We start from the raw sequence: 26,840 nt of genomic DNA, 5'->3' as shown, positions 1-26,840 counted from the left end.
GCCCATCACCGGCCTCTCGGGCGGCAATCAGCAAAAGGTCGTGCTGGCGAAAATGCTGCTGGCGCAACCCAAAGTGCTCATTCTCGATGAGCCTACGCGCGGCGTCGATGTCGGCGCCAAGGCGGAAATCTACCGGCTCATCGCGGCGCTGGCCAAACAAGGGGTGGCCATCATCATGGTGTCGTCCGAGCTGGCGGAAGTGCTGGGCGTGTCCGACCGTGTGCTGGTCATCGGCGAAGGCAAGCTGCGCGGCGACTTCGTCAATGAACACCTGACGCAAGAGACGGTGCTGGCGGCTGCCATCAACCAATCGACGCAACACCAGGCGGCGCAAACCGCTGCCTCATAAATAAAACAATCGGGAATTCAGTATGACAACAGCGAACATCAAGCAGATTTTCGGCCGCTACAAAATCATTGCACTACTCATTGCCATCGCCATCATCTGGGCATTCTTCAGCTGGCAGACCGACGGCGGCTTCGTGACGCCCCGCAACCTGTCCAACCTGCTGCGCCAGATGGCCGTCACCGGCATCCTGGCCTGCGGCATGGTGCTGGTCATCATTGCCGGCGAAATCGATTTGTCGGTCGGCTCGCTGCTCGGCCTGCTCGGTGGCGTGGCGGCCATCCTGGATGTGACTTACCACCTGCCGCTGGCGCTCAGTCTGCCGCTGGTGCTGCTGCTGGGCCTGGTGTTTGGGCTGTTCAGCGGTTACCTGACCGCCTACAAGCGGATTCCCTCGTTCATCGTCGGCCTGGGCGGCATGCTGGCATTTCGCGGCGTGCTGCTGGGTGTGACCGGTGGCCTGACGATCGCGCCGGTGTCGGACAACCTGGTGTATCTGGGTCAAGGCTATCTGCCGCCGCAACTGGGCCTTGGGCTGCTGGTGATCCTGTTCGCCCTGACGCTGGCCTTGACATGGCGCCAGCGCGTCAACCGCACACGCCACGCGCTGCCGGTGCCGGCCTTGTGGCGCGATGCGGTGAAGGTACTGGTCATCGGTGCCGTACTGCTGGCCTTCGTGCGTACGCTCAACAGCTATGACGGCATCCCGGTTCCGGTGCTGATGCTGCTGGCGCTGCTGGGCCTGTTCAGCTACATCACCACGCAAACCGTATTCGGCCGCCGCATCTATTCGGTGGGCAGCAACATGGAAGCCACACGCCTGTCCGGCGTCAACGTGCAGGCGGTCAAGCTCTGGGTGTTCGGCATCATGGGCGTGATGTGCGCGCTGGCCGGGCTGGTCAATACCGCGCGCCTGGCCGCCGGTTCGCCATCGGCCGGCAACATGGGCGAGCTCGATGCCATCGCGGCGTGCTTCATCGGCGGCACGTCCATGCGCGGCGGCTCGGGCACCATCTACGGCGCGCTGATCGGCGCACTGGTGATGGCCAGCCTGGACAACGGCATGTCGATGCTGGACGTCGGCACCTATTGGCAGATGATCGTCAAGGGCAGCATTCTGGTGCTGGCCGTCTGGGTAGACGTCAGTACCCGTTCGGGACGTTGATCATCCGGCATTTGCGCTTTTTATTCATTTCTTGCCAGTCGTAGCTCGGCTGGTGTTTCACCCTATTTTCGGAGTACCTCAGCATGACCGCATCAGCTCAACCCGTATCGACTTCCGCCGGCGCCATGGAGCATGCCATTTACCCCAGCCTGGCCGGCAAGCGCGTCGTCATCACCGGTGGCGGTACCGGCATCGGCGCCGCGCTGGTGACAGCCTTCGTCGAACAAGGGGCGAAAGTCTTCTTTCTCGACATTGCGGATCAGGAATCCCGCGCGCTGGAAGCATCGTTGAAAGATTCGGTCTTCCCGCCCACCTTCCTGTACTGCAACCTGCGCGACCTGGATGCGCTGGCCGCCACATTTGCCCACATCGGGGAGACGGCCGGCGCGGTGGATATCCTGGTCAACAACGCCGCCAACGATGACCGTCATACGATTGCCGATGTCAGCCCCGCCTACTGGGACGAGCGCATGGCCGTCAACTTGCGCCACCAGTTCTTTTGCGCACAGGCGGTCGCGCCCGGCATGCGCGAACAAGGCCGCGGAGTCATCCTCAACTTCGGTTCCATTTCGTGGCATCTCGGCCTGCCCAACCTGTCGCTCTACATGACGGCCAAAGCCGCCATCGAAGGACTTACGCACGGCCTGGCGCGCGACCTTGGCGCACACAACATCCGCGTCAACTGCATCCTCCCCGGCGCCGTTCGCACGCCGCGCCAGACACGGCTGTGGCACAACCCGGAGGAAGAAGCCAATATTTTGTCGTCGCAATGCCTGGCCGGGCGCATCGAACCGCATGACGTCGCGGCGCTGGCGCTGTTCCTGGCATCCGATAGCGCAGCCAAATGCACCGGGCGCAACTACTTCGTCGATGCCGGCTGGCTCGGCGCCTGATGCGGACACCCCTTAATGATGATCACCTACCCCGACTTTCTCACCAGCCATCGTGTGGAACCTTCCCCATGAACGCGAAAAAACCGCTGCGCATCGATGCGCACCAGCATTTCTGGCACTATCGCTCGGAAGACTATCCCTGGATAGGCACCGATATGGACCTGCTGGCGCAAGACCGGCTGCCTTACCAGTTCCAGCCGCTGCTCGAAGCGCATGGCCTGCATGCATCGATTACGGTGCAGGCACGTGCCGGCCGCGATGAGACTGCATTTCTGCTGGGACTGGCGCGGCAGGATCGTTGCATCGCAGGCGTCATCGGCTGGGAAGATATCTCGTCGCCTGAATTGGCAGAGCATGTCGAGCAATGGGGACGCAACAAGCTCCTGGGATTTCGCCACCAGATCCAGGACGAGACCGATCCCTCGGCATTCCTGGCGCAGCCGCAGTTCAACGAGGGAATCCGCTGGCTGCAAGACCGGCAATACGTCTATGACGTACTGGTGCATGAGCGCCAGCTCTCCTCTATCCGGGCTTTCTGCGCCCGCCATGATAAGCATTGGCTGGTGCTCAACCATCTGGGCAAACCGGCACTGAAGGAATTCCGCAAGAACAAGGGCGCATTCGAACGCTGGCGCGAGGAAGTGCGGGAATTGGCCGCCATGCCTCACGTCACCTGCAAGCTCTCCGGCCTGGTCACGGAAGCCGACTGGATGCGCGGATTGTGCCTGCGCGACTTCGACCATATCTTGCTTTGCCTGAATACCGCATTGGAATTCTTCGGGCCGCAACGGCTCATGTTTGGCTCGGACTGGCCGGTTTGCTTGCTCGCCGCGTCCTATTCCAAAGTGGTTTCGGTGACCCGAGAATGGGCGCAAACGCGGTTGTCGGTCACTGAGCAGGATGCGCTTTGGGGAGAAACTTCGGCCACGGTGTACGGGTTGACGTCCTGACTGGGGATTCAGGCACTCTCATCAATCCCAATCCAACGCGCCTTTTTTCCATTCGAATGCAAGGCCGATGGTCAGGATGCCCAGGAAGATCATTGCCGCAGCAAAACCAACGGTTCCAATTTCATCCAGTGCCAAAGCCCACGGCACCAGGAATGCGACCTCAATGTCGAAAAGAATAAAAAGAATGGCGACCAGGTAAAAGCGGACATCGAACTTCATGCGAGCGTCTTCAAACGCTTCGAATCCGCATTCGTAAGGCGACGTCTTCTGGGGATCCGGTTTGTTGGCCCCTAACAGTTTCCCCAGTACCTGAGGAACAACACCGACAAAAAGGCCGACAACAATGAACATCAATACAGGGAAGTAGTTTTCGAGATGCATGGCGTTTCGTGAAAGGAATGCGTCCGGAAGCACATGGCGCATCATTGCCGCTGGCTTAAGGGGAGGACTTTTACGGAGGGAAGTTCGCCTAGTGCGAACTGGAGAGTTTCATCATCACCAGGCCAGCCACAATCAGTACTGCCGCGGCGATACGCAGTACGCTGACTTGCTCTCCCAAGACGACAATACCCACGACAAATGCACCGACGGCGCCGATGCCGGTCCAAATCGTGTAAGCGGTGCCGAGGGGAAGCGTACGCATGGACATCGACAACAAGCCGAAACTTGCAATCATCGTCACGATGGTTATTAAAGATGGGATTGGTTTGCTGAAGCTATCCGACAATTTCATCGAATAAGCCCAGATGACTTCCAGAAGACCTGCGACGAGCAGCATTACCCAAGCCATATGGCTCTCCTCTCAAGCTCAGGGTCGTCCCTGAAAGTTTGCCCAAGATGGGGAGGTCGTCCTCCAAGTTGCACTCTTTGCATTGTTGAAAAATATAACAACGCGGCAGATAGTTCCGAAGTGTATTCAGCTTGAACCGCAATGTCCAGTGCTTGCATTGCGCAGATCAAACTTCGCAACGAAGTTGATCCCGTGCTGATAAGCCAAAAGGCCCGCTGATCTGGCCGGTGGCGGCCGCTTGTCGCCTATGAGGTAGCAAGCCGGCCAACACCAGGCATGCGCCGGATTCCGCAACAAGGTATTCGCCGGCGCAAACATGAGAAATCAGCAGCATGAGCCTCAGCCCGGCAGTTCACCCAGCAAGGGACGGGCCAGGTACAGCACCTGATACGCCGTAGCGCCAGGCAAATCCAGTTCGCCTTCCGACAAGTAGACGCGTGTGATGCGCCATTGATTCACGTCTACACCGACTGCAGCAGCCACTACACTGGGCCGGATCGCAGCCTCGCGATTGCGCGCCGCTTCGGCTGCCAGCACTTCGGCCAGGTCGGCATCCTGCGCAATATCGATTTCTTGCCGGTAGGCCAGGCGGGCAATGCTCCCCTGCCCTTTGCGCGCATCCAGCGCGAAGCGGGTACGTATGCCCGGGCGGCCGAAACTGTCGATCACCGAGCGGAAGCGGCTGGAGATGAAATCGGTGAAAGCCGCCTCATGGCGCCACAGGTACAGCGAGGAATAGCTGTGCGCGTTGGCGCCATGCTTGCCCGCTTCGCGCAGCAGGAAGGCCTTGAAGTACAGTTCCGGCACATCGTCCCAGAGCCCGCCGCGGGCAGCGGCGCGGTGGCGGATGATGTCGAGGTCGTAATCGGCGGGAAGACGGTGTTCGTATTGGGCGATGATCATGGTCGTCGGTTCTCTGGTGGGGAAAAAAGAAGGCTTCGTCAACACGATGCCTGGGCCATTTAACTTAGTCCGCCCTTCCGGCCCTGACCAGACCTGAAATCATATTTCTGCGATCAGCTTCTTCAATGATGGCGCTGCCTGCCGCTCGTTCATTCGGAAAGCGCATAAGCTCAGTCGAAAACAGCGCAAAGGCATCGGGGCATCTGCCTTACCATCATCTCGCCGGCTGGCGAGCATGCAAGTCCACGCCCCCACTTTTGCGCGGCAACCGTAGCCCAGGAACACCATCTATTACCCCATGACCGTATCCCACTCCCAACTCGCGCTCGGCGCCTTCCTGATGCAGACCGGCCACCACATCGCCGGCTGGCGCCACCCCGCGGCACAGGCCGATGCCGGCAGCAATTTCGCCCATTACGTCAGCCTGGCCAGGCAGGCCGAAGACGCAAAATTCGATGCCATCTTCATCTCCGATTCGGTGGGCGTGCGCAATCGCAACCTGCCCTCGCTGTCGCGTACCGCGCGCGCCGACCAGTTCGAACCGCTGACGCTGCTCTCGGCGCTGGCTGCGGTGACCGAACGCATCGGCCTGATCGCCACTGCCTCCACCTCTTTCAACGAGCCCTATAACGTGGCCCGCAAGTTCGCCTCGCTGGACCAGATCAGCGGCGGGCGCGCCGGCTGGAACCTGGTGACCTCCAGCGGCGATGGCGAGGCCGAGAACTTCAATCTCGACCAGCATATCGACCATGCACAGCGCTATGAACGCGCGGCAGAATTCCATCAGGTGGTGACCGGCCTGTGGGACAGCTGGGAAGATGACGCCTTCGTGCGGGACAAGGACAGCGGCCTGTACTTCCATCCGGAAAAGCTGCATGTGCTGAACCATAAGGGCAAGCATTTCTCGGTGCGCGGCCCGCTCAACGTCTCGCGTTCGCCGCAGGGGCAGCCGGTGATCGTACAGGCCGGCGCCTCGGAAGCCGGACGCGACCTGGCGGCGCGCACTGCCGATGTGGTGTTCGTGGCGCACCAGACCTTCGACGAGGCGCACGGCTTCTACGCCGACATCAAGCACCGCGCTGCAGCCTACGGGCGCGCGCCGGAGGCGATCAGGATCATGCCGGGCATCTTCCCGGTAGTGGCGCCCACGCGCGCCGAAGCCGAAGAGAAATTCCAGTATCTGCAGGAACTGATCCCCACCGTGGTCGGTGTGGCGCTGCTGTCGCAGATGGTCAGCTTCGACCTGTCGCCCTACCCGGTCGACGGCCCGTTGCCGGAACTGCCGCCGACCAACGGCGCCCGCAGCCGCCAGCAATTGATGGTCGACCTGGCGCGGCGCGAGGGCCTGACCATCCGCCAGACCTACTTGCGCATCGCCGGTGCGCGCGGCCACCTGCAGGTGGTCGGTACGCCCGCCGATATCGCCGACCTGATGGAATCCTGGTTCAGGAATGGCGGCGCCGACGGTTTCAACATCATGTCGTGGGCGCATCCTGCCGGGCTGACGGACTTCATCGCGCTGGTGCTGCCGGAGTTGCGCCGGCGCGGCCTGTTCCGTACCGAATACGCGGGACGAACGCTGCGCGAACATTTGGGGCTGCAGCGCCCTGCCCATCCTGCGGCAGCGGGATGAACCGATGAGAAATCTGCATCAGCGGCCTGCGCGCACTTTCGCCGGCGTGCGTTTCGTCCTGACCGACATGGACGAAACGCTGACCTATCAGGGACGCCTGTCCGCCGCGACTTACCAGGCGCTGGAGGATCTGCAGCAGGCCGGTATCCGCGTGATCCCGGTCACTGCGGCGCCGGCCGGCTGGTGCGACCAGATGGCGCGCATGTGGCCGGTAGATGGAGTGATCGGCGAAAACGGCGGCTTCTTCTTCCGGCGGGATGGACAGCATGGCCTGGCACGCAGCTTCTGGCATGGCGACTACACGGCCGCCGTGATGCAGCAGTTGCTGGATAAAGGAGAAGGCATCCGCCGCCGGATTGCTGCGGCTACGCTGGCCGACGACCAGCCGTTCCGCCAGACCAGCCTGGCCTTCGCGCGCAACAGCGACGCCGGCCTGGAACGCGAACTGGCCGCCGCCATGCGCGAGGCGGGACTGGACGTTACCGTCAACAACCTGTGGGTGCTGGGATGGATCGGCGGCTACGACAAGCTGGCCGCAGCGCGCAAGGTGCTGGAAGAAGAATACGCGGTCGGCGAAACACAAGCGCAGGAGACGCTGGCCTACAGCGGCGACTCGCTCAACGATGCGCCGATGTTCGCGCACTATCGCCACACGGTAGGCGTGTCCACGGTGCGGCAATGTGCCGGCCAACTGCCCAAGGCGCCGGCCTGGATCACTGAAAATCCGGGCGGAGCCGGATTCGTGGAATTCGCACAGGCGATTCTCGAAGACCGGCATTCCTGACATTCCTCTGGACCGGCCTGTTCTCCATCAAGCGCGTCTTCTCCGGTTACACGGCGACATCACCGGAGGGGAAATACCGGCGGATAGCGTCCAGCACGGAAAGCTTGAGAACGATGTCATCCGCTTTCCGTCCACGACCGGGCACATAAAGCCCTTTGGCAATCAACCGGTCGATTTGGCTGGCCAGCCGCGCAGGAAAATCCGGAGCGAAAACTTTCGGATCGATGGCGACGACAAATAGCCCGACACCCGGGGATGCCTCTCCTTGTTCAAAGGATGGCGCATCGATGGACCAATTTGCTCCCGTCACGCCGGCGGCGAGGACTTCCACCAGCAGCGCGATATTGGCGCCCCGGGCGCCGCCGAACGCCAACAGCATCCCCGTCAAGGCATCCTGGGCGTTTGTCGTGGCAATGCCTTGCCGGTCCAGGGCCCAGCCATCGGGGATGGGCTCACCGCGGGATGCGGCGTCCCGAACGTTCACGAAGGCCGTCGCACTGGATGCCTGGTCGATCACCAGGGGGAATCCGTTGGCAACCGGTGCGCCGAAGGAGAACGGATTGGTGCCGAAAACCGGCTGGCGGGATTCCATCGTCGTTACCAGCGCAGGCCCATTCGATACCGCGATGCTGACCAGATCCGCTCCGGCAAGCCGCCGGGTGTAGTAGCCAAGCTCGCCGGCCGTATAGCTATTGGATTGCGAGAACAATGCCACGCCATATTGTTTGGCACGATCAACCAGCCGGTCAAAACACAAATCGAAACCCAATTGGGCAATGCCATTTTTCGCGTCGGCGCGGATCGTGGCGGCCGTTGGAAAGTCGATATCCGGCTGGGCATCGCAGGAAATACGGCCGCTCGCAAAACCTTCGAGGTAATCCGGCAAGTGAGCAAAACCGACTGCCGGGCGGCCGGAAACCTCGGCCGCGACAGTCGCATTGGCCAATGATGCGGCAATCTTTTCATTCGCGCCGGCAGACATGGCCGCCTTACGGGCGAGTCCCGTCGCCTCTTCCACATTGAGTTTCATGATCTCCCCGTATTTTTTAAGCCCGGCCGGGCCATACCGGAGCTTACCTTCGATCCGAACAGTGGGGCAACCGATGCCATCTCTTGACTCAGCCGGTCGAGCCATTGTTCGATGCCGATAGCGAGCAAAAACATATCCGCATCGCCGGCAGAGATTTTCCTCATATACAACTGCGAAATGCTTCGTTCCAGGCTGGAATGATGCGCCGTAATATCGGCGCATCCAATCGATCAATACCTGTCATGACAGGTTGGCGTCGAGCCGAACCAGTCCATCAGGGAACGTCATGTCCGTCTTCGAAATCATCGCGCCCTCGCCGGTGCCGCTGTATGTCCAGGTCAAGGACAGGCTGCGCGAACGCATCCTCGACGGCACCTATGCCGCCCACGCGCAATTGCCGTCGGAGAGCGAACTGGGCGCCGTCTTTGGCGTAAGCCGCATCACCGTGCGCCAGGCCCTGTCGGACCTGCAGCGCGAAGGCGTGATCTTCAAGATCGCCGGCAAGGGCACCTTCGTGGCCAAGAAGAAGGCCGCGCAGGAACTGACGCGGCTGGAAGGCTTTGCCGAGGCGATGACCCGCAAGGGCTACGAGATCTACAACCGCGTGATCGGCCACCGTACCCTGCCGGCCACGCCGGAAGTAGCCGAGCGCCTGGGCGTGGAGCCTGGAACCGCGGTGGCCGAGATCCGCCGCATCCGCCACCTCAACCGCGAGCCGGTGTCGCTGGAAATCACCTACCTGCCGGAGACGCTGGGCGAGCGCCTGCGCAATGAAGACCTGAGCAACCGCGACATCTTCCTGATCTTCGAGAACGACTTCGGCATCCCGCTGGGCCATGCCGACCTGCAGATCGGCGCGGTGGTGGCCGACGGCAAGCTGGCCGAAGCACTGCAAGTGAGCGAAGGCACCGCCCTGCTGCGCATCGAGCGCCTGACCTATACGGCGGATGGCAAGCCTTTCGATTTCGAATATCTCTACTTCCGCGGCGAAACCTTCCAGTACCACCTGCGCATCTCGCGCCGGCCGGAAAACGTCGCCTGACCACAGAAAGGAAACGCCATGCAGACGCATGTCCAGACAGTCGATGTCCTGGTGATCGGCGGCGGCACCGCCGGACCGATGGCCGCGGCCAAAGCCAAGGAGGCCAACCCGCAATTGCGCGTGCTGCTGCTCGAGAAGGCCAACGTCAAGCGCAGCGGCGCCATTTCGATGGGCATGGACGGCCTGAACAACGCCATCGTGCCGGGATTTGCCACGCCCGAGCAGTATGTGAAGGAAATCACCATCGCCAACGACGGCATCGTCAACCAGAAGGCGGTGATGGCCTATGCGCAGAACAGCTTCTCGATGATCGAGGAGCTGGACCGCTGGGGCGTGAAGTTCGAGAAGGACGAGACCGGCGACTACGCCATGCGCAAGGTGCACCACATGGGCACCTATGTGCTGCCGATGCCCGAGGGCCATGACATCAAGAAGGTGCTGTACCGGCGCCTGAAGCGCGCCCGGGTGGAGATCACCAACCGGCTGGTGGCCACGCGCCTGCTGACGGCCGGCGACGGCAGCATCGCCGGCGCCATGGCCTTCGACTGCCGCACCGGCGACTTCCATGTGGTGCGCGCCAAGACCGTGGTGCTGTCCACCGGTGCGGCCGGACGCCTGGGCCTGCCGGCTTCCGGTTACCTGTTCGGCACCTATGAGAACCCGACCAACGCCGGCGACGGCTACAGCATGGCCTACCACGCAGGCGCCGAGCTGTCGGGCATCGAATGCTTCCAGATCAATCCGCTGATCAAGGACTACAACGGCCCGGCCTGCGCCTACGTCACCGGGCCCTTCGGCGGTTTCACGACCAACAGCCACGGCGAACGCTTCATCGAATGCGATTACTGGAGCGGCCAGATGATGCAGGAGTTCTACAACGAACTGCAGGGCGGCAACGGCCCGGTGTTCCTCAAGCTGAACCACTTGGCCGAGGAAACCATCAGCACCATCGAAACCATCCTGCACACCAACGAGCGGCCCAGCCGCGGCCGTTTCCATGCCGGACGCGGCACCGACTACCGCGAACAGATGGTGGAAATGCACATCTCCGAGATCGGCCTGTGCAGCGGCCACTCGGCCTCGGGCGTGTGGGTCAACGAGCATGCCGAGACCACCGTGCCCGGCCTGTATGCCGCCGGCGACCTGGCCTGCGTGCCGCACAACTACATGCTGGGCGCCTTCGTCTATGGCCGCCTGGCCGGCGAAGGCGCGGCCCGCTACTGCGCGGAAAAGCCGCTGGCCGAAGTCGACGAGCTGCAGGTCGCCGCCGAGCGCGAGCGCGTCTGGGCGCCGCTGGCGCGCCAGGACGGGCTGCCGCCCAACCAGGTCGAGTACAAGCTGCGCCGCATGGTCAACGACTACCTGCAGCCGCCCAAGGTCACCCGCAAGATGGAGATCGGCCTGCAGCGCTTCGACGCCATCCACGAAGACCTGGAGCGCCTGCAGGCGCGCAACCCGCACGAGCTGATGCGCGCCATGGAAGTCCACGCCATCCGCGACTGCGCCGAGATGGCCGCGCGCGCCTCACTGTACCGCACCGAGAGCCGCTGGGGCCTGTACCACAACCGGGTCGACTACCCGGAGCGCAACGACGCCGAATGGATGGTGCATACGCAACTGCAGAAACAGGACGGCCGCATGGTCAGCTTCAAGCGCGCCATCGATCCCTACATCGTGCCGCTGGACGATACGGAGAAATCGGCCTACCGGCACCTGCGCGTGAAAAAAGAACCAGAGCCGGCCGCCGCCTGACCCCATGTGAGGACAACCCAATGCCAACCGCCTTTTCCATCACCAACGTCCCCGTCACGATCGACGAAGACAAGTGCATCGCCGACAAGGGATGCACGGTCTGCGTCGATGTCTGCCCGCTCGACGTGCTCGCCATCGACTTCGACAAAGGCAAGGCCTACATGAAGTTCGACGAGTGCTGGTATTGCATGCCCTGTGAGAAGGACTGTCCCACCGGGGCAGTCCATGTCGACATACCGTACCTGCTGCGCTGACCACATAGCCTGCGGGACATCACTTTGGGGAAAACCATGCAATTGCGCAACACCATCACGACAACGCTGTTCGGCCTGGCGCTGCTGACTGCCGCCTCGGCCAGTGCCGAGACCATCCGCATCGCCATCGGCACGCAGGACACCACGATCAACTGCGCCACCGGCGGCCTGCTGATCCGTGAACTGAAACTGCTGGAGAAATACCTGCCGCACGACGGCAAGTACAAGGATGCGCAGTACGACATCCAGTGGAAGAACTTCACCTCGGGTGCGCCGCTGACCAACGAGATGGTCGCCGGCAAGCTCGACATCGGCTCGATGGCCGACTTCCCCGGCTCGTTCAACGGCGCCGCTTTCCAGAAGGCCGGCAAGAAGAGCCTCTTCATTACCGTGCTCTCGGGCAGCACTACCGGCAGCGGCAACGGCATCGTGGTGCCCAAGGGTTCGGCCGTACAGTCGCTGGCCGAACTGAAGGGCAAGACCATCTCGGTGCCGTTCGCCTCCACTGCCCACGGCATGCTGCTGCGCGCAGTCAAGGACCAGGGCTGGGATCCCGAGAAGGACGTCAATATCATCACCCAGGCGCCTGAAGTGGCCGGTTCCGCCCTGCAGAGCAACAAGATCGAGGCGCATGCGGACTTCGTGCCGTTCGCCGAACTGTTCCCGCACCGCGGCTTCGCGCGCAAGATCTTCGACGGCTCGCAAGCCAACACGCCGACCTTCCATGGCAGCCTGGTCGACGCCGACTATGCGAAGAAGTATCCCGAAATTGTCGTGGCCTACCTGCGCGCGGCCATCGAGGCCAACCGCATCATCGCCGCCGAGCCTGAAAAGTACAGTGAGCTGATCGAAAAGGTCACCGGCATCGAGGCCGAAGTCAACTACCTGTTCCACGGCCCGCTCGGCCTGCAGACGCGCGACTTCACCTGGAAGCCGGAATACCGCCAGGCGGTCAAGACCTCGATCGACACGCTCAAGGCCATGAAGCGCACCGATACCGAGCTCGATCCGAATACTTTCGTCGACGACGAGTACATCAAGACGGCCTTCAAGCAATCCGGGCTGGACTACGAGGCGCAGTTGAAGAATTACGCCAAGTCGCCCTTGAACGCCAAGGACGCGCTGACAGGCAAGGCCATCGCGGACTCCAGGCGCGTCGGCCAGATCTGGGTGCAGGGCGAGCCGCTGGTGCGCCACTACGCGACGCTGGAATCGGCGCTGGCTGAGACGCGCAAACTGGAGCAGTCCGGCAAGAAGATCCGCACCGTCTACGCGCACGACCGCGACACCGGCCTGAAGCTGCTGGCCGCCGACGCGTGGTATGTGCAGGGCAAGGGCGAAACCAGCGCCTTCCTGTTGAAGAGTTCGGCCGAGGCGTGGGCGAAGAAGAACAGCGGCAAGGTACTGGACTTCAATGCCGCCAAGGCCGGCGCCGTCTGAGGCCGCGCCTTCTTTCCTTCACCACGACAAGGAAGCTGATCACATGACCCTGAGTTCATCATTGCCGGTGCAACCATCCGCCCCGACATCGGCCGAGCCCGCCGCCCCGGCCGGGCAATGGCCCCGCCATGCGCTGCGCATCGCGTCGGTAGCCATTTGCCTGCTGCTGTGGCAGTGGGCATCGCTACACCGGGTGAACCTGGGCCTGGTCACCTTCCAGAACGTCCCTGCGCCGCAGGAGGTGCTGGCGGCTGCCTGGGCGCTGGCGCAGTCGCCCAAGCTGCTGTCGCACCTGTCGGCCAGCCTGGCCCGGGTCTTCTCCGGTTTCGCCGTGGCCGCCGCGGCCGGCATCCTGCTGGGCATGCTGATCGGCCGGCTGCGCTGGCTGTCGGACGTGCTGCTGCCGCCGCTGGAATTGCTGCGCCCGATCCCGGCAGTGGCCTGGATTCCGCTGGCGATCCTGATGTTCCCGTCGTCGGAAATCTCGATGATCTACATCACCTTCATCGGCGCCCTCTTCCCCATCCTGCTCAACACCATCCACGGCGTGGAAGGCGTCGATCCGCGCCTGATTGCCTCGGCGCGCAGCCTGGGCAGCGGCCGCGGCGCGGTGTTCACCCAGGTGATCCTGCCGGCGGCGGCGCCCAGCATCGTTACCGGGTTGTCGATCGGCATGGGCACCGCCTGGTTCTGCCTGGTCACCGCCGAGATGATCGCCGGCCAGTTCGGCATCGGTTATTACACCTGGGCTTCCTACACCATCCAGAACTATGCGGATATCGTGGTCGGCATGATGTTCATCGGCATCCTCGGCATGGGCAGCAGCGCCGCGATCAGGCAAATCGGCCACCTGCTGATGCCCTGGTACCTGCTGCAAAGGTAAATCATGACCAGCAAACAAAGCGGCGAAATCGCCATCGACCACCTGCATATCCAGCTCGGCGCCGGCGCGCGCCGCTTCGAGGCGCTGCAGGACATCTCCACCACTATTGCGCCGGGCGAATTCGTCTGCGTGCTGGGTCCTTCCGGCTGCGGCAAATCGACCCTGCTGGGCGCGCTCGCGGGCCATCTCGCACCCAGCGCCGGGCGTGTCAGTGTGGACGGCGTGCCCGTCGCCGGGCCGCATCCGGACCGCGGACTGGTGTTCCAGCACCATACGCTGTTCCCCTGGCAGCGGGTGATCGACAACGTCTCCTTCGGCCTGAAGATGAAGGGCCTGCCGCGCAAGGAACGCCATGCGCGCGCCCGCGACCTGCTGGCACTGGTCGGGCTGGAAGGATTCGAGCAAAGCTATCCGGCGCAGCTTTCCGGCGGCATGCAGCAGCGGGTGGAGATTGCCCGCGTGCTGATCAACCATCCGCGCGTGATGCTGATGGACGAACCATTCGGTGCACTCGACGCGCAAACGCGCCTGAAGATGCAGGAACTGCTGCTGGAAGTGTGGGCGCGCATCAACACCACCATCCTGTTCATCACGCACGACATCGACGAGGCATTGTTCCTGGCTGACCGTATCCTGGTGATGAGCCCCCGCCCCGGGCGCATCATCGACGAGATCCCTATCGACTTTCCCCGCCCGCGCGGCCCGGAACTGGTGACCTCGCCCCGATTCACCGAACTCAAGCGCCATTGCTTGGCCCTGCTGCATCCGCAAGCCAAGGTCGTCCCACTGGAAAGACTGAGCCCGCTCGGCGCCAATCCATCCGAAGTCCAATTTGCCATTTGAGGAACCGCAGTGAACGCAGCAGCCTTTGCCACGCATGACGATGAAACCGAAGAATTCCGCACCCGCCTGCGTCATGCCGATGCCGCGGTGCGCCGCATCGCGGTCCTGGACCTGATCGACGTGGCCGGCGACGAACACGCACCGCTGCTGGTCGAGGCGCTGGCCGACACTTCGGCCGAAGTGCGCCTGGAGGCCGTGCGCGCGCTGGAAGCTTTCGAGAGCGAAGCCAGCGTGGCCGGCATCGTGCCGCTGCTGACCGACGAGGACATTGAAGTGCGCGAAGCCGCAGCCCATGCGTTGAGCGAACTCAAGCACGCCGGATCGGCGGTGCTATTGCTGGCGCACGCCTACGACGAGCGGCCTTTCGTGCTGGTCGCCATCCTGCGCGGCCTGCGCGAGCTGCGCGTCGCGCAGAGTTTCGAACCGGCGCTGCAAGCGCTGGCGCATGGCGACGCCCTGGTGCGGCGCGAAGCCGTGGCCGTGCTCGGCTACCTCAAGGACAGCCGTGCGCTGGCGGCGCTGATGGGGCTGGCCGCGCAGGATCCGGAACCGGAAGTCAGGCGCGCCGCGACCGGGGCGCTGGGGTTCGCCCAGGGAGAAGAGGCGCTGCCGGCACTGTTGTCGGCGCTGGAGGACCCCACCTGGCAAGTCAGGGAGGAAGCGGCGACGACACTGGGCAAGCTGCGCCTGCCCAACGCACTGGCGCAACTGATCTCCGCGCTGGACGACCCTTACTGGCAAGTGCGCCTGCGCGCCGCCCGCAGCCTGGGCCGCCTGCGCGACAGCCAATCCGTGGCGCCGCTGCTGGTGACCTTGCGGCACGAGATCAGCAACCTGCGCAAGGAATCTGCGCTGGCATTGGGGGAAATCGGCGACGCCGCGGCCTTGCCCGGATTGCTGCTGGCCGAACAGGATACCGACCCCGAAGTACGCAAGTCGGTGCGGCTGGCGCTGGAACAGATCCGCGCCGCGACCTGAGTGCCGCCACCATGCCGCATCCGCTGCGCATCACCAACCATGCTGCCACCGCCTCGCTGGTCATCGACTGGGACGACGGCCGCCGGCAGCAGTTATCGCACCTGGCCTTGCGCCGGGCCTGCCGCTGCGCCGACTGCCTCGCGCTGGCGCAACGGACCGGACAAGGCCCGGCGCCGGCGGCCGATATCCGGCTGGACACCATCGCACCGGTCGGCCAGTACGGCATCCAGCTGGTGTTCAGCGACGGCCATGACCGTGGCATCTATCCCTGGCCGTTCCTGTCAGGGCTCGGGTAGCGCCGGGATGCGACGCCGGCGCGTCAAGCGCAAAAAGCGGCTATGGATCTTCGTAAAAATTCTTTGAATGTCCCATCCATGACAAATAGCATGTCAGGCTTTCTCTGCTGCGACGGGAACTTATTCTGAGTTCGGCAGCAGACGTAGAGGAGCCTTTGATGCCGACGTCGAATCAGACCAACAATAAGAAACCAACGCCGTGGCTTGCCCGCATTGCGAAGGTACTGGCGCCTGCCATGTTCTTGCTCGCGGGCCAGGGCCAGGCCCATGCAGAAGGGCAAATCCGGATCGCCTACCAATTCGATGTCGGCGATATTCTCCTGCATGTCGTGCGCGACCAGAAGCTGATCGAGAAATATGCAAGCCAGGAAGGCATCCAGGCCAACGTCGAATGGAAGCAGCTCTCCGGCGGTGCAGCCATCAACGATGCGATCCTGTCCAATACGCTTGACGTGGCCTCCACCGGGTTGCCGCCGCTGCTGACGGTATGGGACCGTACCTACGGCAAGCAGAACATCAAGGCGATCGCTGCGCTGGGTTCGCTGCCGACCTATCTGCTGACGCGCAATCCGGCGATCAAGACGCTGGGCGATTTCGGGCCGAAGGACCGTATCGCCCTCCCCGCCACGACCATTTCCCTGCATGCGCGGCTGCTGCAGATCGCGGCCAGCGCGAAATACGGGAAGGAGCATTTCAACCATTTCGACGAGCTGACCGTCAGCCTGCCCCATAGCGAAGCTGCGGCGGCGCTGCTCTCCGGGAAGACGGAAGTGAATTCGCACTTTGCCAGCCCGCCGTTCCAGTTCCAGGAACTGAAGGACCCGGCGATCCGCAAAATCACTTCGTCCTATGAAATTCTTGGCGGGCCTGCCACCCTCAATATCCTCTGGGCCCCGGAGCGCTTCCAGCGCGAGAATCCCAAGACTTTCATCGCCCTTAGAAAGGCATTGGCCGAGGCCCTGGTATTCGTTCAGAACAATAAGGCCGAAGCGGCAGCCACCTATGTCCGCCTGGAGAATTCCAAATTGCCGGTGAGCTTCATCCAGGAGATCATTTCATTGCCGGATGTCCAGTACACCCTGCAGCCCCAGAACACGTATAAATTGGCCTCGTTCCTGGCGGATGTGGGCGCGATCAAACACCGCCCGGCTTCATGGAAGGATTATTTCTTTGAAGATGCCTACGCCCAGGGCGGAAACTGATTGAACGATAGCTGCCCGGCCTCTGTCCGGGTACGTCGCTCACGCATCCAGCCGGGCCATCATCTCGTGGGCGATGATCACGCCGGCGATACGTAGACTTTCAAAATCGGGATAGGCCCGGGTGTCGTCGCGGTATTTCCTGATGCGCCGCCCGTTGCTCAGGATCTGCACCCGCATGTACCAGCCGCCGGCCATCAGGGAGCCAATCACGCGATAGTCGAAATGCCGATGCTTGCCGTGGAAAATCTGCGATGCCGGTTCGTTCCGTGGGCGGTGTAACTTCTGGAAAAATCGGATGTGCACAGCGGTTGGCCTTGAGGTATCCCTTGCCTGTGTTGTGCGAACTCTTTGGTCGACACAGGCAAGTCAAGCAATCAGGATTCGAGCCGGTCAAGCCGCAACCGGTGGCGTTCATCGGTGACCCGCAATGCGGCCAGCGTGGCGCAGCCGAACGTGGCGATGCCGCTGGCGCCGGCCAGGATGAACATCAGCAGGATCTGGTATTTGGCGGCCTCCAGGGCATCCATCCCCGCCAGCACTTGCCCGGTCATGATGCCGGGCAGCGTGATGATGCCGGCGGCGGACATCTGGTTGATCACCGGCAGCATGCCGCTGCGGATGGCGGCCACGACATGCGGCTTGAATGCCTCGCTCCTCGGCTCGCCAAGCGCCAGCCGCCCCTCGATCGAGGCTGCTGAAGCATGAATGCCCGACAAAAAAGCATCCAGTGAAATGCTCGCCGAATTGAGGACGCTGCCCAGCACAATGCCCATGAGCGGTATCGCGTATCGCGGGTCGTACCAGGGATCGGGCCGGATCGCGGTGGTCAGCGCCAGCGCCACCGTCAGCAACGACGCCGCGCTGACCACGGTTGCGCTGATGCGCATGCCGCTCCAGCCCCGCAGGCGCCGGCGCGGCCTTGCGGCGACTTCGCGGGCCGCGGCCGCCACCATCAGCACCACAGCCAGGCCGGTCGCCAACGGCGAGCGGATCTCCAGTATCCAGCGCAAGGCCAGCCCGACCAGCAGCAGTTGCACCACCATCCTGATGGCAGCAATCGCCAGCGGCCGGTGTACCTGCAAACCAAGCGCGAGCGACAAGGCGCCATTGCATAGCACCAATATGGCGGCCAGCGCCAGGTCGGCCGATGAAAGCATCAAGGGTTCCATCGTCACCGCCTCCGCTCGACCTGGATCGTCATGCGCGCAAGCCGCGCCGCCTGTTCTTGCGAATGCGTCACCAGCATCAGGGCGAGGCCGTCGTTCATGCATGCCTGGAGCAAGGCCTCGACCCGCCTGACATTGTCGGCATCCAGAGCACTGGTCGGCTCATCGAGCAACAGGACCTTGGGTTGCCTGGCCAGCGAACGGACCAATGCGGCGCGCTGGCGTTCGCCAGTAGAAAGCTGGGCGATATCCGCACTGAGGCGGTCGGCCGGCAATGCCAGCCTGCCGGCCAGTTGCACGGCCCGCTCCTGTTCTTCCGGCTTGAAGTGCTCGGCAACGCTCGGCCGCCACCACGCCGGTTCCGCGCTTTGGTAGATCACTTCCCGGCGCCATGCCGGCGCCGGGAAGCGGCTTCGGGACACGCCATCCAGCATGACATCGCCGCCGCCTTCGTCGAGATCGGCGATCAGCCTCAGCAACCTCGTCTTCCCCACGCCCGAGCGGCCGGACACAGCCAAGCATTCGCCGGCGGCGATGCCAAAGGAAACCGGCGCGACCACGGCGGAGCACAGGCCGATGGCTTGCAATCTTGCGGGCAGTGTATTCAGGTTAGTTTCGATACTCATGTCTCATGGCGTTCTATGCTCTTTTTATCCAGGGGAGTGAGAGTCCGGCCGGATGGCCGCCGGCACTCCAGGGCCTGCCAACGTTCAATTTAGCAGGCCCCCAAGCTTATTTCATCAATAAACGTGGCTTGCGCCCCAGCTTGCCTTGTCTTACTTAGGGCTGACTTAGGACAGACTTAGGCCGTGCCTTGGCCTCTTTTCCATCCCCCCGCCGCAACCAGTGATACAGGACCGGCATCACCACCAGTACCAGCGGCAACTGTACCAGCAGGCCCGAGATGATGGCGATGGCCAGCGGTTGTTGCATTTCGGATCCCTCACCGATGGCGAATGCCAGCGGCAGCAAGGTCAGGATGGCCGCCAGCGTCGTCATGGCGATGGGCCGCATGCGGTTCTTGCCGGCTTCGATCAGGGCGTCGATGCGCCCATGCTCGCGGCCGACTTCCTGCTGCTCCGAGAAATAGAAGATGGCCACCTCGGTCACGATGCCGATGATCATGGTCATGCCCATCATGGCCGAGATGTTCAGGTCGATACCGGTCAGCGACAGCCCCACGAACACGGCCGAGACCGAAATCAGCGAGGTGAACAGGATCACGCCGGCCATGAGGAAGCTCTCGTACATGAACAGCAGCAGCAAGAACACCAGCACGGCAGCGGCCGCGAACACCGTCATCAGGCCCTTGAACGCGATGCGCTGCTGCTCGTACAGGCCGCCCAACTGGTAATAACTGCCTTGCGGGAACATGCCGGCCTTGTCCAGTTCGGCCTTCACGTCGGCCACTGCCGAGCCCAGGTCGCGCCCGCTGATGCGCCCGGTGACGGCCACCATCTGCTTGAGGTTCTCGCGGGCGATCTCGGCCTGGCCGGTGAGCGTCTCCATGGTGGCGATGCGTTTGAGCGGCACCAAGTGCCCGTCCGGCGCCCGCACCGTCACCAGCCCGAGGTCGGTGTCGGTCTGGCGCATGGCCGGCGGCAGCCACACCCGCACGCCGACCGGCTTGACGCCCTCGATGATCTGGGTGGCGACATTGCCGCCCAGGCCGTCGGAAAGGCTCTTGGCCACGGCTGCCGGGTCCAGGCCCTCCTGCGCTGCCTTGATCGGGTCGATGCGCAGCTGCAGCGCATCGCCGGCCGGGTTGATGCCGTCCTTGACATCGACCACCCCCGGTACCTTGCCGATGCGCGCCGCGATCTTGCGGGCCAGTTCAGGCAACAGCCTGGGGTCGGCCGAGAAAATCTTGACTTCGATCGGCTGCGGCACGGCGGTCAGGTCACCGATCAGGTCTTCCATCAGCTGGGCCATTTCGACGTGGATACCCGGCACCTGGTTTTCGATGCGGCTGCGGATGTCCTCCATCACGGTGTCGACAGGCTGGCGTTTGCCCTGTTTCAGGCGAATGAAGAAGTCGCCGTGGTTGGGTTCGCTGATGCCGCCGCCCAGGCCCGTTCCGGTGCGCCGCGAATACGTCTGCACATTGGGATTGGCGCGGACGATGGCTTCCACCTGCCGCACCAGTCGGTCGGTTTCGGTCACGGCGGTACCCGGTTCGCTGTAGTAATCGAGCACAAAACCGCCCTCATCCATCGACGGCATGAAGCCCGAACCGACCTTCTGATATCCGATGAAGCCGGCCAGCGCCAACGGCAGGATGGCCAGCAGCACCAGCGCGGGACGCTTGAGCAGGCGCTGCATCAAGGCGGCATAGCGCGCATGGAACCATGCGGTCAGGCGGCCGTGGTCCTTGTAGTGCGCGTCTTTTTGGCTCAACAGCCCGGTGGCGAGAATGGGAACGGCCAGCCAGGTGAACAGGAAAGAGATGAACAGGCCCGACGCCATGGTGATCGACAAGGCCTTGAAGAAGGCGCCGGTCACGCCGGTCAGGAAAGCCAGCGGCGCGAAGATCACCAGTGTCGAGGCGCTGGAGCCGACCAGCGGCCGGAAGAATTCATGCGCGGCCTTGATCACGCCTGCGCGGATATCGCCATGCCCCTGATGCAAGCGCCGCACGATATGTTCGATCATCACGATGGCGTCGTCGATGATCAGCCCCACGGCGGCGGCCATGCCGCCCAGCGTCATGATGTTGAAGTTCATGTTCAGCAAGGCCAGCAGCACCACCGTGGTCGCCAGCACGGCGGGCACCACCACGATGGCGATCAGCGTGATCTTGAGGTTGCGCAAGAACACCAGCAGCACGATGGCAGCCAGGCCGATGCCGATCAGGATGGCGTCGCGTACGCTCGATGCCGATGCCGTCACCAGCTGGCTTTGGTCGTACCAGTTGGCCATCGTCACGCCCTTGGGCAATTGCCCTTGCAGCGTCTGGATCGCATCCTTGACGTCCTTGGCGATCTGGACGCTGTTGCTGCCCGGCTGCTGATAGATCGACAGCAGCACGGCATCGCGGCCATCGGCGGTCACGCGTATCCACTGCGGCACGGTCGAACGGCTGACGGCGGCAACGTCGCGTACGCGCACGATGCCGTTGACGCCATTGGCCAGCACAGTGTCGCCGATCTGCTGCAGGTTCTGCAGGCGCGCATCGGCCATGACCAGGAACAGTTTGTAGTGGTCCTCCAGCCGTCCGACCACGTTGATCACATTGCTGGCGGCCAGCACACGGGCCACGTCATCCGACGACAAGCCGCGCGCGGCCAGTTTTTGCGGATCGACCGCGACCTGGTATTCCTCAAGCGCGCCGCCGATGGCCTGCACACGCGATACGCCATTGATGCCGGAGAGCAAGGGGCGCAACTGGTATTCGGCGATATCGCGCAATTGCGTCGGCGAGACCGAGCTGGAGGTCAGGCTGTAGGCGATGATGGGGAAGACGGTCGGGTCCATGCGGCGGGTCTGGATGACCGTCCCCGCCGGCAGTTGGGACGCGATCTGCGACATCGCCGCGTTGATCTGCAGCGTGGCGGAGGCCATATCCAATCCCCAGTCGAAGTTGACCGATATCTCCGCCGAGCCGCGTGTGGTGGTGGAGCGCACCGACGTCACGCCGGGAACGCGCCGCACCGCCTCCTCCACCGGCCGCGTCACCAGCAACTCCATCTGCTGGGGCGGCTGGTCCCCCGCATCCAGCGACACCACGACCCGCGGGAAATCGACGTTCGGAAACAACGAAGTCGGCATATTGAACGAGGCGATCAGGCCGCCGATGGCCAGCACGGCGATCAGGAACAGGATCGAGCGCCGGTGTGCATGTATCCAGGAACCGATATTCATCATCGGGCCTCCCTGACGTGCATGCCCTCGGCCAGCTCATAATTACCCTGGACCACCACCGGCAATGCCGGATCGATGCTGCCTGACACGCCCAGCGTGCGGCCGTTGTCCACCACCGGACGGACCGCGATGCGATGCGCTGCATGGCCGCCGACCTGGAATACATAACTGCCATTGGCGTCCGTCAGCACGGCCTGACGCGGGACTTCAAAGGCGTTCTTGCCGTCCAGCTCGATCTCCGCACGTACCCGTGTGCCAGGCACCAGCTGGCCGGCGGCCGGCACCCTGATCAGGACGTTGGCCAACTGCGTTTTCGGATCCACGATGTTCTGTACTTCCGCCACCTTGCCGGCGACGCTGCGGTCCGGCGCCGCCAGCGTGGCCAATCCGACCGCCATGCCCTTGCGTACCTTGGGCAAGTCTGTAGGATCGATACCCAGGACGACCTTCAGGTTCCCGGTGCTGCCGATCTGCATGAACGGCGTGCCGGGCTGGACGCGGTCTCCCTGGAACGCGGTCAAGGCCATCACCACGCCATCGTCGGCGGCCCGGATCACCAGCCCGCCCTTCGCGCCGCCCAGCTCCCGCTGCGCCGCCATCCCGGACTCGGCATCCGCCTTGGCCTTGGCGGCGGCATCGACCTGCGACTGCGTCGCCAACTGCAGTTTCTGCATCGCGATGATCCGCTCCATGTCGGCATTGGCCTGGCGCAGCGCCGTACCTGCCTGCGCATAAGCCAGCTGTACCGCAGGATCGCCCTCCAGCATGGCCAATACCTCGCCCCGCTTGACTGACTGCCCTTGCATCACATTGAGCCGCGCGATACGCGCAGACGATGGGCTGCTGACCGATTGCAGCGAGCCCGGCAATACATCGCCGTAGGCGGCCAGTGTCGCGTGCATCTGCTTCATCTGCACCGGCGCCAGCACCACCTGCGCGGACGGCTGGACGGCCTCCTGCGCCGGCTGGGCGTGAACGCGGCCGGCCACGCCGCCCAACGCCGCTGCGCCGGCGACCACGGTGGCCAGCGATGCGGCCAAATAGGCGTTTCTTTTATTCATGGTGTTCGCTTTCTTTGAATTGGAGCGGAAGCTCGCCGCCGATGACGCTCAGCAGCGCCACCCGTTGCTCCAGCATGGATTGTTCGAGGGTGATGGCTTCGATTTGCTTGGCCAGCAAGGAAGCTTCGGTATTGATCAGCACCAGGGTATCGAGATTGCCGGCGCCGAAAGCCTGCATCGTGGCTGCGCGCTGGCGCTCCATCTGGCGCAAGCCATCCTGCGCGCGGTGCAACTGGCCGGCATTGATGTCCTGCTCCTTGAGTAGCCGGTCAACGTCGGTGTAAGCCGCATTCACACGCTGCTGGTATTCGTCGTGCAAACGCTGGCGCGTCGCCTTTTCGATGGCGATGTTGCCCCGGTTGCGGTTGAAGATGGGCAGGGATAACGAGATATTGAAGCCTTGCGACGCCACGTTGCTGGTATCCCGCGCCCTGGTCAGGCCGATGCTCAGCGCCGGGAACTGCGCGATGATCGCCGCCCGGTAACGGCTGTCCTGGGCCTGGTAACCGCTTTTGAGCGCCAGCAGATCCGGCCGCCGGGCCGGGAGCCGCTGCATGATGGCCTGCATCGCCGCAGTGTCGATTTCGGGCAGGCCGACGTCTTTCTTCAGCGGCACCGGCACCGATGGCGCCAGCCCCAGCAAGGTGTTGAGATCATGCCGCAACTGGTTCTGCGACTTCTCGGCATCGGCGGTCTGCCTGTTCACATCCAGCAGCGCGGTCAATGCCGAATTGGAAACGTCCAGCGTGATCAGCTGCTTCGCCAGCGCTTGCTGGACCTGGTCCACGCGCTGCGCGAGAAAGTCCCGCTGCTGCGCCAGGACATCGAGCAGGCGCTGGCCTTCGACGATCCGGATATACAGCAAGCGCGCCTGTGCGATGACTTGCCACTCCTGCCAGAGCTGGTTCAGGTCGGCCTTGTCGGCATCGTGCCGGCCGGCGGAAGCCAGGGCGGAATGCGTCAGCAGGCTGCCGAAGTCGTAGCTGGGGCCAATCGTGTAGCCGCGGCTGGAGCCGGGATCGGGATGGCGCTTGAAATCCGCACTCATCGACAGTTGCGGGTCCGGCAGCAACGATGCCGAGAAAGCCTGGGCATGCGCGATGCCGGCATCGTCGCGGGCCAACCGCAAATCCGGGTTGTTGATGACTGCGAGGATAGCTACATCGGTCATGTCCAGGCCATCGGCGCCGGGAGCAAACGGGTGCGGCGGCAAGGAGGGAAAACCCAAGCGGTCGGTTGCAACGGCAAGGTGTGGAATTTCCGTCAGCCAGGTCGGCTGGTCATGCAGCGGCAAAGGTCGATAGCTGGCACACCCGGCAAGGGCCAGGGTGAGCGCAAGAGTCAGCGGCAGTTTTTTCATCGGCATCCAATCGGACGAAACGTGGCAGGGCCAGGGGAATGTCGACGAAGCTTAACGACCGATAATTAGCCAACAATTAGGAGCAGGCCCGTGGCTGCAACCGGGCCGGGGCCGGCCTCAGTCGGCCCTAAGTCTGGCGCGCTATGCTGTCGGTTCTGGATATGCGGCTGGCGTTTTCCCGCTGTGGTGCGGGATTGGTCTACTATTGACGCAGCAGGCAATCCGACAATCTTAAGGAACTGGCAAGGTGAGAGTACTTCTGGTGGAAGACGACCGCATGATCGCAGCGGCGACCGAACAAGCCTTGCGGGACGCGACTTATGCCGTGGATTGCGTCGGCGATGGCGGTTCGGCCCAGCTTGCGGTCAACACCCAGCAATACGACCTGGTCCTGCTCGACCTCGGCCTGCCGCGGCTGGATGGCTTCCACGTGCTGCGCCATCTGCGCGACAACAAGATCGACACGCCGGTCCTGATCGTCACGGCGCGCGACGCCCTGGAAGACCGTATCCGCGGCCTGGATGCAGGCGCCGACGACTACATCATCAAACCGTTTGAAATGGACGAGTTGCTGGCGCGCATGCGTGCCGTGCTCCGCCGCCACGGCGGCAGCGGCAGCCCGGTGCTGAGCAACGGCGAGATCGGGCTCGATCCGGCCAGCCGGGAAATGAACTTCGAAGGGGTTGCGCAGCGCCTGTCGGCGCGCGAGTTCAGCCTGATGCAATCATTGATGCTGCGTCCCGGCGCCATCCTGTCGCGCCAGGACCTGGAAGACCGCATCTACGGCTGGAACGAGGAAGTCGAAAGCAATGCGGTGGAATACCTGATCCATTCCATCCGCAAGAAGTTCGGTAACCACATTATCAAGAATGTCAGGGGCCTGGGATGGATGGTTTCAAAAGAAAAATAACCGGTTCCCTGCAAGCCCAGCTTTCGTTCTGGCTGTCGGCCGTGATCCTGGCGGCGGCGGTGGGCGGCGGTTTCTTTTCGTTTCGCGGAGCGCTCCACGAAGCCAACGAATTCCAGGACGACCAGTTGCGCCAGATCGCCGGCCTGATGCAGCAGCAAGCGCCGCATACCGGCCTGCTCATTACTCAGGTCACCGAACAGAGCGAAGACCCCGAGTCGCAGGTGATCGTGCAGGTGCTGGCCCCCGGCGAGAACCGCCTCCGCCTGCTCGACGAAGACGTGTCGCTGTCGCCGGGACTTCCAGAAGGCGTGCAGCCCCTGTCCGGCCAGCGCTACACCTGGCGCATCTTCATCCGCCATTTGCCGGATGGTGCCAGGCTGGTCGTCAGCCAGCGCACCGATGTGCGCGACGAGCTGGCCAACAGCAGTGCGTGGCGCACGGTATTTCCCTTCGCCGCGCTGATACCGGTCCTGATATTGCTGATCAATGTGGTGGTACGCACCATGCTCAAGCCGGTCAAGCAGCTCTCCAATGAGCTGGACAAGCGGCGCGATATCGACCTGAGCGCGCTGGACGACCGCGACGTTCCAGTTGAGATCCGCCCCTTTACCGCGTCCATCAACGCCCTGCTGTTGCGCGTGAAGCGTTCGATGGATATGCAAAAAAGGTTTGTCGCCGATGCCGCGCATGAGCTGCGTTCGCCGCTTACCGCGCTCACCCTGCAGGCCGACAATATCCGCAAGATCGAATTGCCGGCCGCGGCGCAGGAGCGCGTGCTCGACCTGCGGCACGGCTTGCAGCGCATGCGCGCCCTGCTGGAGCAATTGCTGGTAATGGCGCGCTCGCAAGAAACGGTCGCCCATCCGGTATCGACCATCGCGATGGAAGATGTGTTCAAGCAGGTGCTGGAAGACCTGATGCCGTCGGCCGAGGCCAAGAGCATCGATGTTGAAGTCGACAGCGAGCGATCCGCCATTTTCACCGGCCAGCTTTTCGATGCGCTGATGCTGATCAAGAATCTGGCCGACAATGCGATCCGCTACACCCCTGCGGGCGGCAGGCTGTTCCTGCGGGCGCGCCAGGAGGGCCGGGTTCTGGTGGTTCAGGTCGAAGATTCGGGGCCGGGCATCCCGGAACATGAAATGGAGCGCATCTTCGATCCGTTTTACCGCATCCTGGGCAACGGCGAATCTGGATCGGGGCTCGGCCTGGCGATCGTCAAGACGCTCGCCGACCGCAATAACGCCAGCCTCGCCTTCGTCAACCGGAAAACAGACAGCGGCGCACATGCCGGCCTG

General features: G+C 63.1%; 27 protein-coding genes. 17 read left to right on the top strand and 10 right to left on the bottom strand.

Annotation, left to right across the window (positions count from 1 at the left end):
• From AKL28_RS20140 to AKL28_RS20125, 4 genes are all read left to right on the top strand, one after another.
• Positions 1-349 (top strand): ATP-binding cassette domain-containing protein (locus tag AKL28_RS20140; RefSeq protein WP_156226414.1); only part of this gene is annotated, 349 nt, incomplete at its 5' end.
• 22 nt (positions 350-371) lie between these two features.
• Entirely contained in the window at positions 372-1,511 is a 1,140-nt protein-coding gene (locus AKL28_RS20135; RefSeq protein ID WP_050470093.1) for a sugar ABC transporter permease, read from the top strand.
• A gap of 83 nt (positions 1,512-1,594) precedes the next feature.
• Positions 1,595-2,404, top strand: coding sequence for an SDR family NAD(P)-dependent oxidoreductase (locus AKL28_RS20130; protein ID WP_082221590.1), 810 nt, complete (start codon positions 1,595-1,597; stop codon positions 2,402-2,404).
• Between the two features lie 68 nt (positions 2,405-2,472).
• The gene (locus AKL28_RS20125) at positions 2,473-3,354 is read left to right on the top strand and encodes an L-fucono-1,5-lactonase (RefSeq protein WP_050470090.1); all 882 of its coding nucleotides are present in this window, start codon (positions 2,473-2,475) and stop codon (positions 3,352-3,354) included.
• Positions 3,355-3,375: 21 nt separating this feature from the next.
• Here the strand turns inward: AKL28_RS20125 and AKL28_RS20120 are convergent, their stop codons facing one another.
• From AKL28_RS20120 to AKL28_RS20110, 3 genes are all read right to left on the bottom strand, one after another.
• Positions 3,376-3,735, bottom strand: a complete 360-nt coding sequence (locus AKL28_RS20120; protein ID WP_050470095.1) for an NADH-quinone oxidoreductase subunit A — start codon at positions 3,733-3,735, stop codon at positions 3,376-3,378.
• Positions 3,736-3,823: 88 nt separating this feature from the next.
• Positions 3,824-4,144 (bottom strand): DMT family transporter, encoded by a 321-nt coding sequence (locus AKL28_RS20115; RefSeq protein WP_050470088.1) that lies wholly within the window; start codon positions 4,142-4,144, stop codon positions 3,824-3,826.
• A gap of 339 nt (positions 4,145-4,483) precedes the next feature.
• Positions 4,484-5,047 (bottom strand): DUF4865 family protein, encoded by a 564-nt coding sequence (locus AKL28_RS20110; protein ID WP_050470087.1) that lies wholly within the window; start codon positions 5,045-5,047, stop codon positions 4,484-4,486.
• A 298-nt stretch (positions 5,048-5,345) separates the two neighbouring features.
• Between AKL28_RS20110 and AKL28_RS20105 the strand changes: the two genes are divergently transcribed.
• Complete coding sequence (locus AKL28_RS20105) at positions 5,346-6,680, top strand: LLM class flavin-dependent oxidoreductase (protein ID WP_050470086.1); 1,335 nt, start codon at positions 5,346-5,348, stop codon at positions 6,678-6,680.
• Positions 6,681-6,684: 4 nt separating this feature from the next.
• Positions 6,685-7,464 carry an HAD-IIB family hydrolase gene (locus AKL28_RS20100; protein ID WP_050470084.1) on the top strand — a complete coding sequence of 260 codons (780 nt, stop codon included), beginning with the start codon at positions 6,685-6,687 and terminating at the stop codon, positions 7,462-7,464.
• A gap of 46 nt (positions 7,465-7,510) precedes the next feature.
• On the opposite strand, the gene AKL28_RS20095 is transcribed toward AKL28_RS20100, so the two are convergent.
• Complete coding sequence (locus AKL28_RS20095; protein ID WP_050470094.1) at positions 7,511-8,494, bottom strand: Ldh family oxidoreductase; 984 nt, start codon at positions 8,492-8,494, stop codon at positions 7,511-7,513.
• Between the two features lie 286 nt (positions 8,495-8,780).
• Here AKL28_RS20095 and AKL28_RS20090 point away from each other — a divergent pair, with 286 nt between their 5' ends.
• From AKL28_RS20090 to AKL28_RS20050, 9 genes are all read left to right on the top strand, one after another.
• The gene (locus AKL28_RS20090) at positions 8,781-9,536 is read left to right on the top strand and encodes a GntR family transcriptional regulator (protein ID WP_050470083.1); all 756 of its coding nucleotides are present in this window, start codon (positions 8,781-8,783) and stop codon (positions 9,534-9,536) included.
• Positions 9,537-9,554: 18 nt separating this feature from the next.
• The gene (locus AKL28_RS20085; RefSeq protein WP_050470081.1) at positions 9,555-11,288 is read left to right on the top strand and encodes a fumarate reductase/succinate dehydrogenase flavoprotein subunit; all 1,734 of its coding nucleotides are present in this window, start codon (positions 9,555-9,557) and stop codon (positions 11,286-11,288) included.
• A gap of 20 nt (positions 11,289-11,308) precedes the next feature.
• Positions 11,309-11,542 (top strand): 4Fe-4S dicluster domain-containing protein, encoded by a 234-nt coding sequence (locus tag AKL28_RS20080; RefSeq protein ID WP_050470080.1) that lies wholly within the window; start codon positions 11,309-11,311, stop codon positions 11,540-11,542.
• 36 nt (positions 11,543-11,578) lie between these two features.
• Entirely contained in the window at positions 11,579-12,982 is a 1,404-nt protein-coding gene (locus AKL28_RS20075; RefSeq protein WP_050470079.1) for an ABC transporter substrate-binding protein, read from the top strand.
• Between the two features lie 43 nt (positions 12,983-13,025).
• Entirely contained in the window at positions 13,026-13,865 is an 840-nt protein-coding gene (locus AKL28_RS20070) for an ABC transporter permease (RefSeq protein WP_050470078.1), read from the top strand.
• Positions 13,866-13,868: 3 nt separating this feature from the next.
• Positions 13,869-14,708, top strand: a complete 840-nt coding sequence (locus AKL28_RS20065; RefSeq protein WP_050470077.1) for an ABC transporter ATP-binding protein — start codon at positions 13,869-13,871, stop codon at positions 14,706-14,708.
• Positions 14,709-14,717: 9 nt separating this feature from the next.
• Positions 14,718-15,686: a HEAT repeat domain-containing protein gene (locus tag AKL28_RS20060; protein ID WP_050470075.1), complete on the top strand. Its 969-nt coding sequence runs from the start codon at positions 14,718-14,720 to the stop codon at positions 15,684-15,686.
• Between the two features lie 11 nt (positions 15,687-15,697).
• A complete protein-coding gene (locus tag AKL28_RS20055; RefSeq protein WP_050470073.1) occupies positions 15,698-15,982 on the top strand; it encodes a DUF971 domain-containing protein in 285 nt (94 codons plus the stop codon).
• Positions 15,983-16,140: 158 nt separating this feature from the next.
• Positions 16,141-17,184: an ABC transporter substrate-binding protein gene (locus tag AKL28_RS20050; RefSeq protein WP_050470072.1), complete on the top strand. Its 1,044-nt coding sequence runs from the start codon at positions 16,141-16,143 to the stop codon at positions 17,182-17,184.
• 39 nt (positions 17,185-17,223) lie between these two features.
• Here AKL28_RS20050 and AKL28_RS24890 read toward each other — a convergent pair whose 3' ends face one another.
• From AKL28_RS24890 to AKL28_RS20020, 6 genes are all read right to left on the bottom strand, one after another.
• Entirely contained in the window at positions 17,224-17,394 is a 171-nt protein-coding gene (locus AKL28_RS24890) for a hypothetical protein (protein WP_156484684.1), read from the bottom strand.
• A gap of 164 nt (positions 17,395-17,558) precedes the next feature.
• Entirely contained in the window at positions 17,559-18,353 is a 795-nt protein-coding gene (locus AKL28_RS20040; RefSeq protein ID WP_050470069.1) for an ABC transporter permease, read from the bottom strand.
• A gap of 2 nt (positions 18,354-18,355) precedes the next feature.
• A complete protein-coding gene (locus AKL28_RS20035; RefSeq protein WP_050470067.1) occupies positions 18,356-18,976 on the bottom strand; it encodes an ABC transporter ATP-binding protein in 621 nt (206 codons plus the stop codon).
• A gap of 154 nt (positions 18,977-19,130) precedes the next feature.
• The gene (locus tag AKL28_RS20030; RefSeq protein WP_050470066.1) at positions 19,131-22,211 is read right to left on the bottom strand and encodes an efflux RND transporter permease subunit; all 3,081 of its coding nucleotides are present in this window, start codon (positions 22,209-22,211) and stop codon (positions 19,131-19,133) included.
• Entirely contained in the window at positions 22,211-23,272 is a 1,062-nt protein-coding gene (locus AKL28_RS20025) for an efflux RND transporter periplasmic adaptor subunit (protein ID WP_082221589.1), read from the bottom strand. Before AKL28_RS20025 ends, AKL28_RS20030 begins: the two co-directional genes overlap by 1 nt.
• Positions 23,265-24,632, bottom strand: coding sequence for a TolC family protein (locus AKL28_RS20020; RefSeq protein ID WP_169801814.1), 1,368 nt, complete (start codon positions 24,630-24,632; stop codon positions 23,265-23,267). The genes AKL28_RS20025 and AKL28_RS20020 overlap by 8 nt, the downstream gene beginning before the upstream one ends.
• A 247-nt stretch (positions 24,633-24,879) precedes the next feature.
• Here AKL28_RS20020 and AKL28_RS20015 point away from each other — a divergent pair, with 247 nt between their 5' ends.
• A complete protein-coding gene (locus AKL28_RS20015; RefSeq protein ID WP_050470062.1) occupies positions 24,880-25,542 on the top strand; it encodes a response regulator in 663 nt (220 codons plus the stop codon).
• The coding region (locus tag AKL28_RS20010) for an ATP-binding protein (RefSeq protein ID WP_050470060.1) at positions 25,518-26,840 on the top strand (1,323 nt) is incomplete at its 3' end. The genes AKL28_RS20015 and AKL28_RS20010, both read left to right, overlap by 25 nt.

Source organism: Herbaspirillum chlorophenolicum (assembly GCF_001189955.1).
In the GTDB taxonomy this organism is placed as follows: domain Bacteria; phylum Pseudomonadota; class Gammaproteobacteria; order Burkholderiales; family Burkholderiaceae_D; genus Herbaspirillum; species Herbaspirillum chlorophenolicum.
Note: the sequence above shows the minus strand (reverse complement) of the source record. Positions and strands in the feature narration are given on the sequence as shown.

Bases quoted from the DNA above. Each gene is read 5' to 3' on its own strand.
- AKL28_RS20135 (WP_050470093.1), top strand. From the start codon at position 372: ATGACAACAGCGAACATCAAGCAGATTTTCGGCCGCTACAAAATCATT.
- AKL28_RS20130 (WP_082221590.1), top strand. From the start codon at position 1,595: ATGACCGCATCAGCTCAACCCGTATCGACTTCCGCCGGCGCCATGGAG.
- AKL28_RS20125 (WP_050470090.1), top strand. From the start codon at position 2,473: ATGAACGCGAAAAAACCGCTGCGCATCGATGCGCACCAGCATTTCTGG.
- AKL28_RS20120 (WP_050470095.1), bottom strand. From the start codon at position 3,735: ATGCATCTCGAAAACTACTTCCCTGTATTGATGTTCATTGTTGTCGGC.
- AKL28_RS20115 (WP_050470088.1), bottom strand. From the start codon at position 4,144: ATGGCTTGGGTAATGCTGCTCGTCGCAGGTCTTCTGGAAGTCATCTGG.
- AKL28_RS20110 (WP_050470087.1), bottom strand. From the start codon at position 5,047: ATGATCATCGCCCAATACGAACACCGTCTTCCCGCCGATTACGACCTC.
- AKL28_RS20105 (WP_050470086.1), top strand. From the start codon at position 5,346: ATGACCGTATCCCACTCCCAACTCGCGCTCGGCGCCTTCCTGATGCAG.
- AKL28_RS20100 (WP_050470084.1), top strand. From the start codon at position 6,685: ATGAGAAATCTGCATCAGCGGCCTGCGCGCACTTTCGCCGGCGTGCGT.
- AKL28_RS20095 (WP_050470094.1), bottom strand. From the start codon at position 8,494: ATGAAACTCAATGTGGAAGAGGCGACGGGACTCGCCCGTAAGGCGGCC.
- AKL28_RS20090 (WP_050470083.1), top strand. From the start codon at position 8,781: ATGTCCGTCTTCGAAATCATCGCGCCCTCGCCGGTGCCGCTGTATGTC.
- AKL28_RS20085 (WP_050470081.1), top strand. From the start codon at position 9,555: ATGCAGACGCATGTCCAGACAGTCGATGTCCTGGTGATCGGCGGCGGC.
- AKL28_RS20080 (WP_050470080.1), top strand. From the start codon at position 11,309: ATGCCAACCGCCTTTTCCATCACCAACGTCCCCGTCACGATCGACGAA.
- AKL28_RS20075 (WP_050470079.1), top strand. From the start codon at position 11,579: ATGCAATTGCGCAACACCATCACGACAACGCTGTTCGGCCTGGCGCTG.
- AKL28_RS20070 (WP_050470078.1), top strand. From the start codon at position 13,026: ATGACCCTGAGTTCATCATTGCCGGTGCAACCATCCGCCCCGACATCG.
- AKL28_RS20065 (WP_050470077.1), top strand. From the start codon at position 13,869: ATGACCAGCAAACAAAGCGGCGAAATCGCCATCGACCACCTGCATATC.
- AKL28_RS20055 (WP_050470073.1), top strand. From the start codon at position 15,698: ATGCCGCATCCGCTGCGCATCACCAACCATGCTGCCACCGCCTCGCTG.
- AKL28_RS20050 (WP_050470072.1), top strand. From the start codon at position 16,141: ATGCCGACGTCGAATCAGACCAACAATAAGAAACCAACGCCGTGGCTT.
- AKL28_RS20040 (WP_050470069.1), bottom strand. From the start codon at position 18,353: ATGGAACCCTTGATGCTTTCATCGGCCGACCTGGCGCTGGCCGCCATA.
- AKL28_RS20035 (WP_050470067.1), bottom strand. From the start codon at position 18,976: ATGAGTATCGAAACTAACCTGAATACACTGCCCGCAAGATTGCAAGCC.
- AKL28_RS20030 (WP_050470066.1), bottom strand. From the start codon at position 22,211: ATGAATATCGGTTCCTGGATACATGCACACCGGCGCTCGATCCTGTTC.
- AKL28_RS20025 (WP_082221589.1), bottom strand. From the start codon at position 23,272: ATGAATAAAAGAAACGCCTATTTGGCCGCATCGCTGGCCACCGTGGTC.
- AKL28_RS20020 (WP_169801814.1), bottom strand. From the start codon at position 24,632: ATGAAAAAACTGCCGCTGACTCTTGCGCTCACCCTGGCCCTTGCCGGG.